This is a genomic window from Roseovarius sp. MBR-51, from assembly GCF_053628575.1.
On record NZ_JBRJGQ010000012.1, the window covers coordinates 90,851 to 106,327 of the forward strand.

A 15,477-nucleotide genomic window follows, 5' to 3' on the forward strand; every position below is an offset into this window, starting at 1 on the left:
CTCTGCCGCGCGAGACTTGCCAGCATCCGACGTGCCAACATGAGAGGTGTCCCTTGTCCCTGCCCCGCCGCAATGATCCGCTTCTCACCCCTTTCTCCTTGAGCAAGTTGACCCTGCGCAATCGTATCATCAGCACCAGCCACGCCTCGATGTTCGATGACGGCGGCATGCCAACCGAGCGGTATCAAGCCTATCACGAAGAAAAGGCCCGCGGTGGAATCGCCATGACCATGATTGGCGGCAGTGCGATGGTCTCGAGGGACTCAAGCTGGGGCGGCGGTCAGTTGGACATGAGCTCCGACCGCATCATCCCGCATTTGCAACGCCTGTCCGAGCGCATCCATGCGCATGGTTCGGCCGTGATGACACAAATCTCTCACCTTGGCAGACGCGCCAATGCACTGCATGGCGACTGGCACCCGGCCATCGCACCTTCCCGCATCCGTGAAATTCGGGGGCGCAGCATTCCCCGTGAGATGGATCGCAATGACATCGACCGCGTGATCGCCGATTACGCTAGCGCCGCCCGACGTGCGCTTGAGGGTGGTCTTGATGGCATCGAGACACTCTGTGGCGGGCATCTCATCGGTCAGTTCATGTCGCCCCTGACAAACCACCGCACCGATAGCTTTGGTGGCAGCCTCGAGAACCGTGCCCGCTTTGGCCTGATGGTGCATGAAGCTCTTCGCAAGGCGGTGGATGACCGGCTGGTGATCGGCATCCGGCTGGTGATTGACGAAGGCGTCGCGGGCGGGCTGACCGCAGCGGACGGCATGGCCCTTGCCCAGATGTTCGAGCGTGAAGGGCAGGTTGATTTCTTCAACGCGATCTATGGCCGGATGGATAGTGACCTCGTGCTATCTGAGGATAACATGCCAGGCCTCTTTCAACCCTCAGCCCCCTATCTGGAGAGCGTCCGAACCTTTCGCGCGGAAACAACCCTTCCGCTAATCCACGCCGGAGGCATCCGCGACACCGCCACCGCACGCCATGTGATTGCAGAGGGTATCGCCGATCTCGTCGGCATGACTCGCGCCCATATCGCGGACCCGCATATTGTGCGCCGGATCGAGGCAGGAGAAGAAGACCGCATCCGCCCGTGCGTCGGCTCATCTTATTGCCTCTACAAGAAAGCAACCTGTGTACATAACGCCGCGACAGGCAATGAATTGTCTATCGCGCATGATGTCAGCCTCGCCGATACCAAGCGCCGGGTTGTCGTGGTTGGCGGCGGCATTGCCGGACTCGAGGCCGCGCGTGTTGCCGCCCTGCGTGGCCATCACGTTACGCTTTTTGAGGCGGCATCACAGCTTGGCGGGCAGATGCTCCTTGCAACCCGCGCGCCCTATCGCACTCCGTTGATCGGCATTATCGACTGGCGAGTTCAAGAACTCGACCGGCTCGGCGTCAGGATTCAAACCGACACGCTGGCCACATGCGACGACGTCCTCGCCTTGTCCCCAGATGCCGTGCTCATCGCTACAGGCGGCATCCCCGATCTGGAGTGGCTTCCGGGCGCGGTTCACTGCGTCAGCACTTGGGACATCCTGTCTGGTGCTGTGCCATTGGGGTTCGATATCCTGATTTATGACGGGACGGGTCGCCAACCAGCCCCCTCTAGCGCACTCGCGACGGCCGGCATGGGGCGTAAAACCACTCTGGTCACGCGTGACAGCCATGTCGGACAGGAAATGCCGTATCAGGACAGCACGGGGTTTCGCAAAAATCTGGGACTGCAAGGGGTCCACTGCCTGACAGATCTGGAGTTGATTGACGTAACCCAAAGTGGAAATCGACTGCATGCAAGGTTTGTGCACACATTCACCGGCGAGCATCACTGTAGGGACGTTGATCAGGTCGTGATCGAGGCGGGAACCACGCCGGTTCTTGATCTTCATGACGATTTGCGCGCATCCTTGAACCAGCCGAAGTCAGCAATGATGGAGGGGGGTGTCCATCTCATTGGTGACGCCGTTGCCTCGCGTGACATTCATGCCGCCATACGCGAGGCCCATCTCGCGGCGCGGATACTCTGAGGGTTGCCCGAGACGACACATCGCTTTGCCCGAACCAAGACAGATGCGGCGAATTATGGGGCCTTGAGCGCCTCGATTGATCAAAGAAATGGACCGGCAAACGGCGCCCTGCTACCGTCGACGCGGAACAAGATTTTGGTGCCAGATGAATATAACCCTCTTGATCATCAACGCGCGCGGCCTGACCATGGACCCGGACGGCCCCGAAACCAACGCAGTGGCTCTTGCGGGCGACAGGATTGCCGCCCTTGGCAGCACAGCCATCGAAATGGCAGGAATAGACTGTCCTGTGATTGACGCGAAGGGGGCGACAGTGCTTCCGGGCTTTATTGAGAGCCATCTGCATCTGTTCATGGGCGGCTCTGAATTGGCGCATCTACAGCTACTTGGGGTGAAGGGGCCGGAGGCGTTGGCCGAGGCAATCCGGGCCTATGCCGCGGCCAATCCGGACCGCAAGGTGATCGTCGGTCAAGGCTGCGATTACGGCATTTATGATCGCGCGCTGACGCGGCATGATCTTGATGCGATCCTGCCGGATCGCCCGGTCTGTCTCTTGGCGGCGGATCATCATACGGCATGGGCTAATACGATGGCGCTGAAGGAGGCCGGTATACTCTATGGGGCCGCTGTGGGGCCGGGCAATGAGATCGTGATGGAAAACGGCGTGGCCACGGGCGAATTGCGCGAGTTCGAGGCCAAGGCGCCGGTGCTGCGGCTGGCCGGGGAGAACCGTATCATGGCAGGGATCGCCACCGGGGCCGATCCGGTGCCAAAACCGACCCATGAGGACATGCTGGCGGATTTACCGGCGATGGAGCGCGGTTTGCGCCATTGTGCGCGCCACGGATTTACCAGCCTCGTCAATATGGATGGCAACCGCTACACGCTCGAGGTGCTGGACCACTTGCGGGGTGAGGGCAAGCTGACGGCGCGGGTGCGGGTGCCTTATCATTATCGCAACGATCACAAGATCACCGATCTTGCCAAGGCGAGTGCCATGAGTGCCGATTACAACGATGACTGGCTGTCGTCGGGGTTCGTCAAGATGTTCATGGATGGGGTCGTGGACAGTGGCACGGCGGTGATGCTCAACGATTATCCCGATCAGCCCGGCTGGCGCGGTGAACCCTTGCATGAGGCGGACCGCTTTGCCGAGATCTGCATCGAGGCGGACCAGCGCGGGCTTCAGATTGCGGTGCATGCCATCGGGGACGGGGCGGTGCGTCGGGTGCTGGATGGCTATGAGGCCGCGCGCGCGGCCAATGGTCCGCGGGACGCGAGGCATCGGATCGAACATATCGAATTGATCGACCGGAGCGATATTCCGCGGTTTGCCGACATGGGCATCGTGGCCTCGGTTCAGCCGTCGCATCCGCCGGGGTCCCTCGATTTCCCGCTGTTTCCAACCCTCGACAAGATCGGGCGCGACCGGTGGCGCGATGCTTATCTCACACGCACGCTGCGCGATGCCGGGGCGCGGATCGTGTTCGCGTCTGACTGGCCGGTGGCCGATGTGAACCCGCTCCGCTCGATACAGGCGGCGGTGACGCGGCAGCCCTATGAGGGCGCTCAGGACGAGCGCGTGACGCTGCGCGAGGCCTTGGCCGCCTTTACCATCGGCGGGGCCTATGCTGAACATACCGAGGACCGCAAAGGCATGCTGCGCCCCGGCTATCTTGCGGATCTGGTGATTCTGTCCGGCGACATTGAGGCGGTGCCCGCAGATCAGATCGCCGGTCTGCGTGTTGAAAAAACCATCTGTGGCGGTCGGATCGTTTGGGATGCGACCCTCTAATCCGGCCTGAGAGGCGGAAATGTCTTGAACGACTCGGCGACACGCGCTCGACTATGAGGAAAAAGGGGACGCCATAGTGGCCGACGGTGCGCAACAGAGCGGCAACGAGATAGAAATAAAAGCGGTCAGCAAGGTCTTTGGCCTCGGTGCGGCTGCGTTTCACGCCCTGACCGAGATTGACCTGACCATCCGCACCGGAGAGTTTTTCACCCTGCTGGGCCCTTCGGGCTGTGGCAAGACCACGCTTTTGCGGGTGATCGCCGGATTTGAGCATCCCAGCAGCGGACAGCTCCGGATCAAGGGGCAGGATGTTGTGGGACAGGCCCCGAACCGGCGTCTGGTGAACACTGTATTTCAGAATTACGCGCTATTCCCGCATATGACCGTGGCGCAGAACATCGGTTTTGGCCTCAAGATGCTGGGCCGCCCCCGGTCCGAGATTGACGCCACCACATCCGAGATGCTGCATCTGGTCAAGATGGAGGCCATGGCCATGCGCAAGCCCGCCGAATTGTCCGGCGGACAGCAGCAACGGGTGGCACTGGCCCGCGCCCTGGCCCCAAGGCCGCGCGTTCTCTTGCTTGACGAACCGCTGAGCGCGCTGGACCTCAAGCTGCGCAAGGAAATGCAAACCGAGTTGAAGCGTCTTCAGGTGGAGACCGGCATCACCTTTGTCTTTGTGACCCATGATCAGGAAGAGGCGCTGACCATGTCGGACCGCCTTGCGGTGATGAACAAGGGCCGAATTCTGCAACTTGGCAGTCCGCATGACATCTACCACGCCCCGAAAGAGCGGTTCGTGGCGGATTTCATCGGCGAGACGAATTTCCTGTCGTTGACGGTTATCGCGGTCGCGGGGGGCTGCGCCGAGCTTGTCCTGCCCGGTGGCCGGACGGTTTCGGCGCGGATTGCGGAAGGGGTGGTGCCCGCGAAGGGCGAGACCGTTTCCGCCGTGATCCGCCCGGAACAGGCGCAACTGGTCGAGGCGGGCACGGGTGATCTGTCGGCGACGGTCGATGGCTCGGTGTTCTTTGGCACCGACACGCATATCCATCTGACGCTTGAGGATGGTCAGAGCTTTACGGTGCGGCGTCAGAACACCGTCGGTCAGGCGGACCCGGCGCGCGGCGCGCGGGTGTGCTTGGCCTTGATGCCCGGCGCGCTGCAAGTTCTGCGGGGATAGCGATGAAACGCGACTCGCACCGCTGGAAGTGGATCCTCGTGAGCCCGGCGCTTGTGGTGCTGATCCTTGCGGCCTCTGGTCCACTCTTGATCGTGGCCGTCTACTCTGTCCTCAGCCCCGGCAATATGGGGGGCGTGGCGTGGGATTTCTCGACCGAGGCGTGGTTTCGGGTGTTCTTCAAGCGCGATATTTTCGACCCCGAGACTGTCACGCTCAATGCGGATCATCTGGCGGTGTTCAAACGCACCTTGTGGCTGTCGTTTCAGACAACGCTGATCTGCGCGGCCTTGGGCTTTCCAACGGCGTGGTTCATTGCCACGCGCCCTGTCAACCGGCGGATGGTGTGGTTGTTCCTGATCACCGTTCCCTTCTGGACCAACCTCTTGATCCGCACCTTCGCGATACAAGAGTTGATCCGCAACACCGGCACGGTGAACACGGTGCTGGTCTGGCTGGGCCTGATCCGCGAACCTGTGGACCTGATGTATACCGATTTCGCCGTGCTGCTGGGCATGAGCTATGTCTTTTTGCCCTTGATGGTGCTGCCGCTCTATGCCGCGATGGACAAGCTGGATTTCCGGCTGGTCGAGGCGGGGTATGATCTCTACGCCAGTCGCTTCCAGGTCTTGTGGCATGTGATCCTGCCGCTGGTGAAACCGGGGTTCATTGCGGGGTCCATTCTGGTGTTCATCCCGTCCATCGGGGCCTATGTCACGCCGCGGGTGCTGGGCGGTGGTCGGTCGATGATGATGGGCAATCTGATCGGCCTGCAATTCGGTCAGGGGCGCAACTGGCCGCTTGGGTCGGCCTTGGCGATGGTGCTGCTGGTGATCGTCGTGGTTGCGCTGATTTTCTACCTGCGCATCACCACCCGCGAGACAGGAGGGCGCGATGACCGGCACTAGGTTCGATGTGCGCGCCCTGCCCGGCTTTGGCCTCGTTGCCATTGTCACGCTGGTGATGCTCTACCTACCCATCATCATTCTGGTGATCTTTTCGTTCAACGAGTCGCAATCGCAGGCGGTTTGGAGTGGATTCTCGCTGAAATGGTATGAGGCGGCGTTCAACAACAGGCAGGTGGTCGATGTGTCGATCCGCTCGCTCTGGCTGGCGCTTGTCGCGGCGGGGATAGCGACGGTGCTGGCAACCCTCGCGGCATTGGCCACGACGCGGGTGGGCCGGTTTCCCGGCCAGACCCTGATTTATGCGCTGATCAACCAGCCTCTGATGGTGCCTGAAATCGTGACCGGCATCGCGCTCTTGATCTTTGTGGCCTTTCTCAAGGTGCAGACGGGATATTCGGGCATGGGCTATATGGTGGCGGCGCATACCGCCTTTTGCATCCCCTTTGCCTATCTGCCCATTCGCGCACGCCTCGAAACCATGGATCTGACCTTGGAAACAGCCGCAGCCGATCTCTATGCAACCCCGGTGCAAACCTTTACATATGTCACCCTGCCCCTTTTGGTGCCCGGTATCGTGGCAGGCTTCATGCTTGGGTTCGTGGTATCGCTCGACACCGTTGTGATCACTGAATTCGTGAAGTCTGCCGGGCAGGACACGCTGCCCACATACATGCTCGGTCAGTTGCGCCGCAGCGTCACCCCCGAAATGAATGCCATCGCCACGCTGTTTCTGGCGCTGTCGCTTGTAGTGGTCAGTGTGTTTTTCCTGATCACGCGAAAAAGGGGATAACTGCAACCATAACCACAGGGAGAAGACCAATGAAGAAACTGATAATGAGCGGCTTGACCGCACTTTTGGCGACCACCAGCATCGCGAGCGCGGAAGGTGTGGTGAACCTCTACAACTGGGGCAATTATACCAACCCCGAGTTGCTGAGCAAGTTCGAGGCAGAGACCGGCATCAAGGTCAATGTGACGGACTATGACAGCAATGACACGGCTCTTGCCCGTATCCGTCAGGGGGGCCATGGATTTGATATTGTGGTGCCCTCGAACTCTTACATGCAGACGTGGATTTCCGAGGGGCTTATAGTTCCGCTCGACAAATCCATCGTCACCAACCACGGCAATATCGCGCCCGAGTGGGTAGATGTCGATTTCGACCCCGGTCGCGAATATTCGGTTCCGTGGCAATGGGGCACGACCGGTGTGATCGTGAATACAAGCGTCTATGATGGTGACATCAACGATGCGGGTCTTATCTTTAGCCCGCCGGACGCGCTCAAGGGCAAGATCAACGTCATCCCCGAAATGTCCGATGTGATGGCCATTGCCATTTACTATGCCGGAGGAGAATCTTGCACCACCGACATGGACGTCATGCGCAAGGTGCGGGATACGCTGGTCGAGGCCAAGACGCATTGGAAGGCGCTGGATTATGGCACGGTGGATGCCCATGTCGCCGGCGATTTTTCGGCCGGGATCTACTGGAACGGGGCGACGATGCGGGCGCGGCTGCAAAACGCGGACCTTGCCTATGGCTATCCCAAAACCGGCTATCCGATCTGGATGGATAGTGCGACCGTGCTGGCCGATGCCCAGAACCCGGACAACGCGATGAAGTTCATCAATTTCATTCTGGAGCCGGAGAATGCCGCGATGATCTCGAACTTTGCGCGCTACGCCAATGGTGTGACCGGGTCGGAGGAATTCATGGATGAGGTCATGCGTGAAGCCCCCGAAATCGTCGTGGCCCCGGAACTGGCGGCGGCGGGCAAGTTCAGCCCCGCCTGCTCGCAAGAGGTGAACGATCTGCAATCGCAGATCTGGACTGAGGTGCTGCAGTAATCAAGATAGGGCGCATCCCGTTCTCCTGATGGGGTGCGCCCGACGGCCAGAGCGCCAGTTGAGGTCGGCCATAGGGGAAGCTGATAGGTTCCCGACTGGACAGAGGGCGCGTTCCGTGGTGGTCTGTATCTGAGTCCGCGAGCCAAAGCGGCGAGAGTATAGACAATCGGACCCAAGCATGAGCAATCGCCCCGTTCCACAACCCCGCGTCGCCTATGTGCATTTCTGCCCGATCAGCACCCGCTGGATGGACAATGACGCCTATCTGCATGTCAATAACGTGGCCTACTATTCGTTCTTCGACACGGCGGTGAACGAATACCTGATCCGGGGTGGCGTTCTGGATATCCGACGCAGCACCGTGACCGGCTTGGTGGCGCATAGCGAGTGCCATTATTTCAGCCCGATTGCCTTTCCCGAGGCCATAGAGGTTGGATTGCGCGTGGCGCGGCTTGGCACGAGCAGCGTCACCTATGAGTTGGCGATTTTTCAGTCCGGGGCAGAGCTTGCGGCGGCGCAGGGGCGTTTCGTGCATGTCTATGTCGACCGCGAGACGAGCCGCCCTGTGCCCATCCCCGAAAACATGCGTGCGCTGCTCGACCCATTGGTGGTGCCGAACGCCGACGGCTGACCGCCCCCCCTCTTTCATTGCCCAAGCCTTGCGCAAGGACCAGATATGCCGCTCAGTCAGATCGCTCTTCCACTTTTCCTGCCCGCCACCCGGTTGGATCGCCTTGCCAAGGCGCAGGCCGCGGGTGCGGATGCCATTCTGCTCGACCTCGAAGATGCGGTCGCCGAAGAGGACAAGGCAAGCGCACGTGCGGCTTTGCGCGCGCTTCCTGACCGTCAACCCGGCGCTGTGCCGGTGCTGGTGCGCCTCAATGCCGCCGACAGCGCGTTTTACGCCGAGGATGTGGCGGCTCTTGGCGGGCTGCCGATAGATGGGCTGATCCTGCCCAAGGCCGAGGATGCGGAGATCTGCGCCGCCCTCGCCGCCCAAACCGGCCTGCCGGTGATCGGCCTCATCGAAACCGCCCTCGGGCTGCGCCGTGCCGAGAGCGTGGCGCGCGCCTGTGTCCGGCTGGCCTTTGGCTCGATTGATTATGCCGCTGATCTGGGGATCGCGCATACCCGCGAGGCCTTGTTGCAGGCGCGCGCGGAACTGGTGCTGGCCTCGCGCCTCGCCCAACGCCCGGCCCCTTGGGATGGCGTCACTCAAAGCATCACGGACGAGCCCATGATCGTCAGCGATTGCCAGCACAGCGTCGAGATGGGGTTTGGCGGCAAGCTGATCATTCATCCCGCGCAGATTCCCCCGGCGCGGCGCGGGTTTGCCCCCAGTGAGCCGGAGCTGGACTGGGCGCGGCGCGTTGTGGCCTCGGCGTCGGAAACTGGGGCGGCGATCAAACTGGACGGCCAGATGATTGACGCGCCGGTGGTCAAACGCGCGCAACAAATCATTGCACGCGCGGGAGGTGTGGCATGAGCGGCAAGATTACCGAGGCGGATCTGATCGAAAGTGTCGCAGAGGCGCTGCAATATATCTCGTATTACCACACCCCGGATTTCATCACCGCGATGGCCCGCGCCTATGAGGCCGAAGAGAGCCAATCCGCCCGCAATGCGATCCGGCAAATTCTGGTCAACTCGCGCATGTCCGCGATGGACAAGCGGCCGCTCTGTCAGGACACCGGCAGCGTCAATGTCCTGCTCGAAGTGGGGGTTGAGGCGCCAATCGACTGGCATCGCGCGCCGCAAGAGATGATCGACGAGGCGACACGGCGCGCCTATGCCTTTGCCGCCAACCCGCTGCGCGCCTCGATTGTCGCGGACCCGCTGGGGGCGCGGCGCAACACGCGCGACAACACGCCAGCGATGATCCAGACCGAATTGGTGGCGGGGAACACGGTTTCTGTCACGGTGTCGGCCAAGGGCGGCGGGTCTGAGAACAAGACCAAGTTCACCGTGCTCAACCCGTCGGATTCGGTGGCGGATTGGGTGGTGGATACGGTGGCCAAGCTGGGGGCGGGATGGTGCCCGCCGGGGTTGATTGGCCTTGGCGTGGGCGGCAGCGTCGACAAGGCGATGGCGATGGCCAAGCAAGCGCTGAACGATCCCATCGACATCACCGAATTGCGGGCGCGCGGTGCGCAAACCGCCGAAGAGGCGCTGCGGCTGGAGCTCTACGCGCGGATCAACGCTCTTGGGCTTGGGGCGCAGGGGTTGGGCGGTCTGATCACGGTGCTGGATGTCAAGCTGCGGAGTTTTCCGACCCATGCCGCGTCATTGCCCGTGGCGTTGATCCCCAATTGCGCCGCAACCCGCCATGTGCATTTCACGTTGGATGGCAGCGGCGCGGCGGAGTTTACCCCGCCTGATCTGTCACTTTGGCCGGATCTTGAGGACGGGGGCGTCACGGGGCGCCGGATTGATCTTGATGCGCTGGACGATGCCGTTCTGGCCTCTCTCAGCCCCGGCGATACGCTGCTTTTGTCTGGCCGGCTCTATACGGGGCGGGACGCCGCGCATCGCCGGATGCTCGAAGAGCTGGATCAGGGCAAGCCGCTGCCGGTCGATCTGAAGGGGCGCGCGATTTATTATGTGGGCCCCGTGGATGCCGTGCGCGATGAGGTGATCGGACCGGCGGGTCCGACAACTTCGACCCGGATGGACAAGTTCACCGGGCCGCTGCTTGCGGCCTCGGGGCTCAAGGTGATGATCGGCAAGGCCGAGCGGGGACCTGCGGCGATTGAGGCCATCCGCCAGCATGGGGCGGTCTATCTGATTGCCGTGGGGGGGGCGGCCTATCTTGTCTCCAAGGCGATCAAGCGTGCGCAGCCTGTCGCCTATCAGGATCTCGGGATGGAGGCGATCTATGAGATCGAGGTCAAGGACATGCCCGTGACGGTGGCGGTCGATACCAAGGGGGCGTCGATTCACAATAGCGGGCCGAAGCAATGGGCGCGGGTGCCGCAACTGGTGAAGTGAAAAGAGGGCCAGGTTTCCCCGGCCCTCAACTGTCGTGAAACTGCTTTAGATCGTACGCCCACCGTCAACTTCAAGCACGACGCCGGTGATAAAATCCGCCTCATCCGAGGCGAGGTAGAGGGCTGCATTGGCGATGTCGCGGGCTTCGGAGAGGCGGCCCATGGGGATCGTGGAGATGAAGCGCGCGCGGTTCTCGGGCGTGTCGGGCATGCCCATGAACTGTTCGAGCAGGCCTGTCGCCCCCATCACCGGGGCGATGCAGCAGACGCGGATCTTGTCGGGGGCGAGCTCCACGGCGAGCGAGCGCGTCATCAGGTTCACGGCCCCCTTGGACGAGTTATACCAGGTCAGACCGGGGCGCGGGCGGATGCCCGCAGTCGAGCCGATGTTGAGCATCACCCCGCCCCCGGCGGCGCGCCAGAGCGGCACGCAGGTCTTGGTCATGTGAAAAATGGACAGCACGTTGATGTCGTAAATCTTGCGAAAGGTCGCCTCGTCGGTGTCCATCAGGGGGCTGTTGGGATTGGTCCAACCGGCATTGTTGACCACGATGTCGAGCCCGCCAAAGGCGGCAACCGTGGCATCGACGGCGGCCTGAACCTGATCGCCCTTGGACACATCGCAGGTCACGGCAATGGCGTTCTCGCCCAGCGCCTCGGCCACGGCGCGCGCGCCGGCCTCGTTCATATCGACCACCGCCACCTTGGCACCTTCGCGGATATAGGCCTCGGCTATCCCTTTGCCAAAGCCCGAAGCGGCCCCGGTCACGAGGGTTCGTTTTCCTTGCAGTCTCATCTTGCGTTCCTTTGGTCTGGTCGTTGCCGCCCGCAGCAGGGCCTAGCCGTGATTGTTGATGATCGTCTTGATATGCGAGAACTCGAGCAGGGCGGCGAAGCCCTTTTCGCGGCCATGCCCGGACTTGCGGATACCGCCAAAGGGCAATTCCACACCGCCGCCCGCGCCATAGCCGTTGATGAACACCTGACCGCAGCGCATCGCCTTGGCCACCCGCTGTTGGCGGCCGCCTTCGCGGGTCCAGACCGAGGCGACAAGGCCGTATTCGGTGCCATTGGCAATCGAGATCGCCTCGGCCTCATCCTCGAACGGGATGATGCAGAGCACGGGGCCGAACACCTCCTCTTGCGCAATCCGCGCCTTGGGATCGCAGGGGCCGAACACGGCGGGGGCCACATAGTAGCCGCCTTCGGGGGCATCGGGACGGATGCTGCCACGGGCCATCAGGGGCGCGTCGGCCTCGGCGATATAGGTCTCGACCCGCTTTTTCTGTTTGGCGGAAATCAGCGGCCCAAGCACCGCATCCTCGCCGGAATCCGAGGCGGCGACGGCGCTGAACCGGGCGGTCAGCTCGGCCACGGCGCGGTCGTAGATGCCGCGCTGCAAGAGCACGCGGGTGCCCGCCGAACAGGTCTGCCCGCCGTTCTGGATCACGGCGTTGACGAGGAATGGCATGGCCGCGTCAAGATCAGCATCGTCGAACACGATCTGCGGGGATTTGCCCCCCAGTTCCAGCGTGCAGCCGATGAAATTCCGGGCCGCGGCGGTCTGGATGATCACGCCCACCTCGGGGGAACCGGTGAAGGAGATAAAGTCGATGCCCTTGTGATCGGCCAGCGCCTGACCGGCCACAGCCCCGCGTCCGGTGACGATATTGATGGCACCGGGGGGAAAGCCCACGTCGAGCGCCAGTTCCGCGATCCGCAGCGCGCTGAGGCAGGCGTCTTCGGCGGGTTTCAGGACCGTGGCATTGCCCATGGCGAGCGCCGGGGCGACCGAACGGCCGAACATTTGCGCGGGGTAATTCCACGGGATGATATGGCCGGTCACGCCGTGGGGTTCGCGATGAACCTCGACATTATAGCCGTTGAGAAAGGGCACGATTTCACCATGCACCTTGTCCGCCGCCCCGCCGTAAAACTCGAAATAGCGCGCGGTAACTTTCATGTCGGCGCGGGCTTGCGCAATCGGCTTGCCGTTGTCGCGCCGCTCGAGTTGCGCCAGAGGCTCGACGTTTTCAAGGATACGCTCGGAGAGGCGGATCATCAGGCGGCCGCGCTCTGCGGCGGTCAGCTTGGACCACGCGCCACCGTCAAAGGCCGCGCGCGCCGCCGCGACCGCCGCGTCGATATCGGCGGCGTCGCTGTCGGCGATCTGGGCAAAGGGCAGTCCGTCTATCGGCGACAGCACGTCCATCACCTTGCCCGAGAGTGCGGGAACCCACGCGTTGCCAATCAGGTTCAGAGGCTGCGGAATGACCAGCTTGGCCATCAGATCAGTGTCTTTCATGTCTTGGTTCCTTCCGGTTCAAGAGAGCCCTCGGCGACCTCGCCCCGCTCGATCACGAGCGTCCGATCGGCAAAGCCGCGCAGCAAGGAGGGGTTGGATTCGGTGATGATAAGCGTGATGGAACGATCCGTATCACGCAAGGTCCGCAATGCTTCGGCATAGCGTTGTGCCAGCGCCGGAGCGAGACCCTGAAACGGCTCGTCGAGCATGATGAGCTTGGTTCCCAGCATCAGGGCGCGCGCCAGCGCCACCATCTTGCCTTGGCCGCCCGATACGGTGCCGCCGGGGCGCGTGGCCAGATCCCGCAATTCGGGCAGGACGGTATAGGCGCGGTCGAGGCGGCGCTTGGTCTCGGCCTTGTCCAGCCGCGCGGCCTGAGCGGGCAAGAGGATATTTTCCTCGATGGTGAAGGCAGAGAAGAGCCGCCGGTCCTCGGGGGCGTAGCCGATCCCGAGGCCGGGACGCTTGGGCGGGTGCAGAGCGGTGATGGGCTGGCCCTCGAACAGGATCTCGCCGCTGGCGGTGGTAAAGCCCATGATGGTGCGCAGGAGCGTTGTCTTGCCCGCCCCATTGCGCCCGATCAAGGCCACCGTTTCGGCGGCACCGATGCGAAAGTTCAGATTGCGCAGGATCGGGATGATCCCGATGGACGCGTTGACTTGGCGCAGTTCCAGCATCAGACCACCTCTCCGATCACGTCGCGGATCACGTCGGGATGTTCCAGAATCTCGGCGGGCGTGCCGCGCAACTGGACATTGCCACTGTTCCAGACGGCCACTTCATCGGCGTATTTCTCGACGATGCCCATGTCATGCTCGACAAAGACCGAGGTGACATTCGCCTCTTTCAACGCGCCGATCAGGATTTCCATGATCGCATGTTTCTCGGAGGAGGCCACGCCAGAGGTCGGTTCGTCCATCAAGAGCAGGCGGGGTTTGAGCGCCAAGGCCACGGCAATGTCGATCAGCTTGCGCTGACCCTCGGGCAGTTCCACCACCAGCACATCGGCGACATCGGCACAGCCAACCATATCGAGCAGGTGCACCATTTCGGCGCGCTCGGGGATGGCGTGCATATTGACCAGCGGATTGCGCAATTTCTGGCGCGCAGAAACGGCGATGAGCAGGTTTTCCAGCGCTGTGTGTTCGGTGAAGAGTTGCGGGATCTGAAAGGCGCGCGCGACGCCACGGTCCACGATCTTGCGCGGGGGAAGAGGCGTGATGTCCTGTTCCTCGAACAGGACCTGCCCGCGTTGCGGCTTGAGCCAGCCGGTGCAGATGTTGAGAAACGTCGTCTTGCCCGCGCCATTGGGGCCGATGATCGCCAGATTTTTTCCGGCATGGATTGTCAGAGAAACATTATCCGCCGCCGTGACCCCGCCGAACTTGATCGTCAGGTTGCGGGTTTCCAGAAGAACCTTGCTCATATGCGGTCTCCTGTCTTGGGGGATTTGTCAGGCTTTCGCTTGAAGGCCGCACCGAGGATGCCGATCAGGCCACCGGGGGCAAAGAGGATGATGATGAGCAAGAAGCTCCCGAGGATCATTTGCCAGACATCACCGGCATAGACCGAGGCATAGGTGCGCACCACCTCGTAGATCAGAGCGCCGAGAAACGCCCCCTGGACCGATCCGGCCCCGCCGAGAACGGCGATGAACACCATTTCCGCCGAGCGCACCCACCAGACATATTCCGGCGTCACGACCCCTTGGGCCATGCCCATCATCACCCCGCCAACGCCGCAGAGTGCTGCTGACAGGAGATAGCCGGACAGGAGCGCGCGTTTGGGGGAAATGCCCAAGTATTCGAGGCGGGTCTCATTGGTCTTGATGGTTTGAAAGAGTTGTCCGACCGGCGAGGCGAACCAACGATGCGTGAACCAGCCCAGCGCCACCACAAGCACCAGAACCGAGTAATAGAGCACCATATTGAACTGGACGTGATCCAGCGCCTGACCAAACACCGTCGGGCGGGTGAAGCGCAGGCCATCGGCCCCACCGGTCAGGTGATAGAATTTCTCGAGGATCGACCAGAAAATCATCGAGAACGCCAGATTGAGCATGCCAAAGAAAATGCCGCGATAGCGCACCACGAAAAGGCCGACAAAGAGCCCCGCCACGATGGCCCCCAACACCCCGACAATCAGAATGACAAAGAAATCCGTTGCGGGCATCGACGTCACCAGGAACGCCCCGGCATAAGCCGCAATGCCGAAATAGAGCGCATGGCCAAAGGACACCTGCCCGGCCCGCAAGAGAACCGTCACACCCAGCACCGCAAGCCCCTTGGCCATCGCGAAATTGACCAGAAGTTGCATCGACGGCATCATGAAGGGCACAACGGCAATCGCCGCAACGCCGATGATCCAGAGCCATGAAAGGGGGGATGTCATACGGGCCTTCACCTTGTTCTTGTGCGT

The 15,477-nt window shown here is 61.9% G+C and carries 14 protein-coding genes; 9 read left to right on the top strand and 5 right to left on the bottom strand.

Going from position 1 to position 15,477, the window contains the following annotated elements; translation table 11 throughout:
- Positions 1 to 53: 53 nt before the first annotated feature.
- The 9 genes from ACSSVY_RS16895 (at position 54) to ACSSVY_RS16935 (ending at position 10,755) form a co-directional block, all read left to right on the top strand.
- A complete protein-coding gene (locus ACSSVY_RS16895; protein ID WP_454270740.1) occupies positions 54 to 2,036 on the top strand; it encodes an oxidoreductase in 1,983 nt (660 codons plus the stop codon).
- Between the two features lie 145 nt (positions 2,037 to 2,181).
- Positions 2,182 to 3,831, top strand: coding sequence for an amidohydrolase (locus ACSSVY_RS16900; protein ID WP_454270741.1), 1,650 nt, complete (start codon positions 2,182 to 2,184; stop codon positions 3,829 to 3,831).
- Between the two features lie 76 nt (positions 3,832 to 3,907).
- Positions 3,908 to 5,014, top strand: coding sequence for an ABC transporter ATP-binding protein (locus ACSSVY_RS16905; protein WP_454270742.1), 1,107 nt, complete (start codon positions 3,908 to 3,910; stop codon positions 5,012 to 5,014).
- 2 nt (positions 5,015 to 5,016) lie between these two features.
- The gene (locus tag ACSSVY_RS16910; protein WP_454270743.1) at positions 5,017 to 5,919 is read left to right on the top strand and encodes an ABC transporter permease; all 903 of its coding nucleotides are present in this window, start codon (positions 5,017 to 5,019) and stop codon (positions 5,917 to 5,919) included.
- A complete protein-coding gene (locus ACSSVY_RS16915) occupies positions 5,906 to 6,709 on the top strand; it encodes an ABC transporter permease (RefSeq protein WP_454270744.1) in 804 nt (267 codons plus the stop codon). The genes ACSSVY_RS16910 and ACSSVY_RS16915 overlap by 14 nt, the downstream gene beginning before the upstream one ends.
- A gap of 29 nt (positions 6,710 to 6,738) precedes the next feature.
- Positions 6,739 to 7,767 carry an ABC transporter substrate-binding protein gene (locus ACSSVY_RS16920; protein ID WP_454270745.1) on the top strand — a complete coding sequence of 343 codons (1,029 nt, stop codon included), beginning with the start codon at positions 6,739 to 6,741 and terminating at the stop codon, positions 7,765 to 7,767.
- Between the two features lie 178 nt (positions 7,768 to 7,945).
- Entirely contained in the window at positions 7,946 to 8,398 is a 453-nt protein-coding gene (locus ACSSVY_RS16925; RefSeq protein WP_454270746.1) for an acyl-CoA thioesterase, read from the top strand.
- Between the two features lie 45 nt (positions 8,399 to 8,443).
- Positions 8,444 to 9,253, top strand: coding sequence for an HpcH/HpaI aldolase/citrate lyase family protein (locus tag ACSSVY_RS16930; protein ID WP_454270747.1), 810 nt, complete (start codon positions 8,444 to 8,446; stop codon positions 9,251 to 9,253).
- Positions 9,250 to 10,755, top strand: a complete 1,506-nt coding sequence (locus tag ACSSVY_RS16935; protein WP_454270748.1) for a fumarate hydratase — start codon at positions 9,250 to 9,252, stop codon at positions 10,753 to 10,755. Before ACSSVY_RS16930 ends, ACSSVY_RS16935 begins: the two co-directional genes overlap by 4 nt.
- 45 nt (positions 10,756 to 10,800) lie before the next feature.
- Here ACSSVY_RS16935 and ACSSVY_RS16940 read toward each other — a convergent pair whose 3' ends face one another.
- From ACSSVY_RS16940 to ACSSVY_RS16960, 5 genes are read right to left on the bottom strand one after another with little or no spacing between them, the layout of a single operon-like run.
- Entirely contained in the window at positions 10,801 to 11,550 is a 750-nt protein-coding gene (locus ACSSVY_RS16940; RefSeq protein ID WP_296627447.1) for an SDR family oxidoreductase, read from the bottom strand.
- Between the two features lie 42 nt (positions 11,551 to 11,592).
- Complete coding sequence (locus ACSSVY_RS16945; protein WP_454270749.1) at positions 11,593 to 13,059, bottom strand: aldehyde dehydrogenase family protein; 1,467 nt, start codon at positions 13,057 to 13,059, stop codon at positions 11,593 to 11,595.
- Complete coding sequence (locus ACSSVY_RS16950) at positions 13,056 to 13,736, bottom strand: ABC transporter ATP-binding protein (RefSeq protein ID WP_454270750.1); 681 nt, start codon at positions 13,734 to 13,736, stop codon at positions 13,056 to 13,058. The genes ACSSVY_RS16945 and ACSSVY_RS16950 overlap by 4 nt, the downstream gene beginning before the upstream one ends.
- Complete coding sequence (locus ACSSVY_RS16955) at positions 13,736 to 14,485, bottom strand: ABC transporter ATP-binding protein (RefSeq protein WP_454270751.1); 750 nt, start codon at positions 14,483 to 14,485, stop codon at positions 13,736 to 13,738. The genes ACSSVY_RS16950 and ACSSVY_RS16955 overlap by 1 nt, the downstream gene beginning before the upstream one ends.
- Entirely contained in the window at positions 14,482 to 15,450 is a 969-nt protein-coding gene (locus tag ACSSVY_RS16960) for a branched-chain amino acid ABC transporter permease (protein WP_454270752.1), read from the bottom strand. Before ACSSVY_RS16960 ends, ACSSVY_RS16955 begins: the two co-directional genes overlap by 4 nt.
- Positions 15,451 to 15,477: the final 27 nt, after the last annotated feature.